At 58.4% G+C, this 2089-nt stretch carries 2 protein-coding genes; both read right to left on the bottom strand.

Annotated features, from left to right (window positions below; genetic code table 11):
* Positions 1–45 precede the first annotated feature (45 nt).
* Entirely contained in the window at positions 46–1626 is a 1581-nt protein-coding gene (gene tnpC, locus MF6396_RS27970; protein WP_060767565.1) for an IS66 family transposase, read from the bottom strand.
* Between the two features lie 18 nt (positions 1627–1644).
* On the bottom strand, positions 1645–2089 hold a 445-nt coding region (tnpB, locus tag MF6396_RS27965; RefSeq protein WP_232874324.1), incomplete at its 5' end, for an IS66 family insertion sequence element accessory protein TnpB.

The following is a 2089-nucleotide window of genomic DNA, read 5'->3' as shown; positions in this document are numbered from 1 at the left end:
GAGTGCGATCCATGAACCCCACCTATCACATGATGGGGCAGCAGGTTACCGTGGCATCTCTGGCGAGCAGTTCCACGGCAGAAGAGCTTCGTAGTCGGCCACCGAGGATGCATACGGCAGGCGCTCAAGTACGTGGCGCAGCCACGTATAGGGCTCCTGGCCGTTGACCTTGGCGGTCTCAACCAAGCTGTAGATCTTTGCGCTGGCACTGGCGCCGTTCACGGTGTCGCTGAACAGCCAAGCCTTGCGCCCGATGACAAATGGCTTGATCGCACGCTCCGCAAGGTTGTTGTCGATCGGCAAATGGCCGGCCTCGACATAGCGTTCCAACCGACTCCAGTTGTTGGCCAGATAGTGCACGGCCTTGCCCAGCACACTTTGCGGTGTGACCTGGGAGTACGTCTTGTCCAGCCAGCTTTTCAATTGGCCGAGGATCGGTAGGCTTCTTTCTTGGCGACCGATGAACCGCTGTTCGTCGCTGACTTCCTTGAGGTCGCGCTCGATGCCGTACAGCTTGTTGATCATCGCCAGCGCTACATCGGCGCGGCCCGTCTTACCCTTGGGCTGCACTTTCTGCGCATCGACGAACTTGCGTCGAGCATGAACCATGCACGCCAGCCGCTCGATATCGGGCTGCAACGCCAACGCGTTGTAACCGGCGTAATCATCGGTCATCACATAGCCGCGATACCCTTCCAGCAGGCGTAACGGTACTTCCTGCGCACGGCTGGTGGTGTAGTCAAATAGCACAACTTGTCGATCAGGCGGGCCGCTGGCCTGCACCCACATCCAAGATTGGCTGGTCGGGTCGCGGTCTGGCTCTTTCAAGACCTGTACGCGCGTTTCGTCGCAGTGAATCACCGGACTTTCCAGCAGCCGGTCACGCATCAGGTTTAACAGTGGCTGGAAGTGTTCGCTGCACTGGATCACCCAACGCGCCAGAGTTTGTCGTGGAATGTGGATGCCGTGTCGGGACAGTACGCTTTCAAAACGGTGCAGCGGCAAGCCATCGACGTACTTGGTCGTCAGCAGCATGGCCAGCACGCTGGGGCTGGCCATGCTCTTTTCGATCAATTGGGCTGGCTTGTCAGCGGTAACCGGCGCGGTTTCGCAGCCCCGGCACCCGTAAATCTTGCGCACGTGTTTGAGTACGCGGATCTGCATCGGCACGATGTCGAGCTGCTCGCTGGTTTCCTCGCCAATGACATGCTTGCGGCAACCACAGGCGCAGGTCAGTTCGTGCTCGGGCAGGTCGTGGATGACTTCGACCCGAGGCAGATCGGCCGACAGTGGTTTGCGTTTGCCGCGACGTTTGGCAGGCGCAACGACTTCTTCGTCGGCATCGTCAACCACCGCCAGTAGCGGGTCGCTTTCGGGTTCGTTGAACATCGCCAGTTGCGGCGTGTTGGGATCGACAGTTTGCTCGGACTTACGGCCAAAGAAACGGTCACGCCATAACTTGATCTGCTCTTTCAGGTCGTCGATGTGTGTCGTATAAGCCTCCTTGACCTCCTGCTCGCGCACACGGGCAGCCGATTGCTCACACGCACGAGCAGCGTAACTCTCAAGCAGCATTTGCTTAAGCAGAACAGGGTCATCCGGGAGGTTGTCGGGCACTGAAATCATGGCCCGGATTATACCGGGTCAGGCGACGAAACGGGGCGTCAGAACCTGATGCGGACGGTTGCGCCAGAGGTCTAAGCCGTCGAGTAACCAGTTAAGTTCCTGGACGGTCAGGACGATGGCTTCGTCGGTGGCGTCGGGGGAAGTTTTGAAACGTTCGGCTTCGAGGCGCTTGAGCCAAAGGCAGAAGCCGTTGCGCTCCCAGTACAACACCTTGATGCGGTTACGGGCTTTATTGAGGAAGACGAAAAGTACGGGGTCGAACACGGCGACTTTGATGTCCAGCTCGACCAGGGCGGTGAGGCCGTCGATGGATTTTCGAAAATCCACAGGCTTGGGATAGAGGTACACCTTTTCGACTTTGCTGTCGGGACGCATCATGGCGGACTGGCTCCAGAAAGAAATCGGGAGCGCAGCATCGGGCTTCAGGTAGTCGCTTGGAATGTGGGCTTCATGGAGCGGATAC

The organism is Pseudomonas sp. MF6396, assembly GCF_002018915.1.
Classification (GTDB): domain Bacteria; phylum Pseudomonadota; class Gammaproteobacteria; order Pseudomonadales; family Pseudomonadaceae; genus Aquipseudomonas; species Aquipseudomonas palmensis.
Note: the sequence above shows the minus strand (reverse complement) of the source record. Positions and strands in the feature narration are given on the sequence as shown.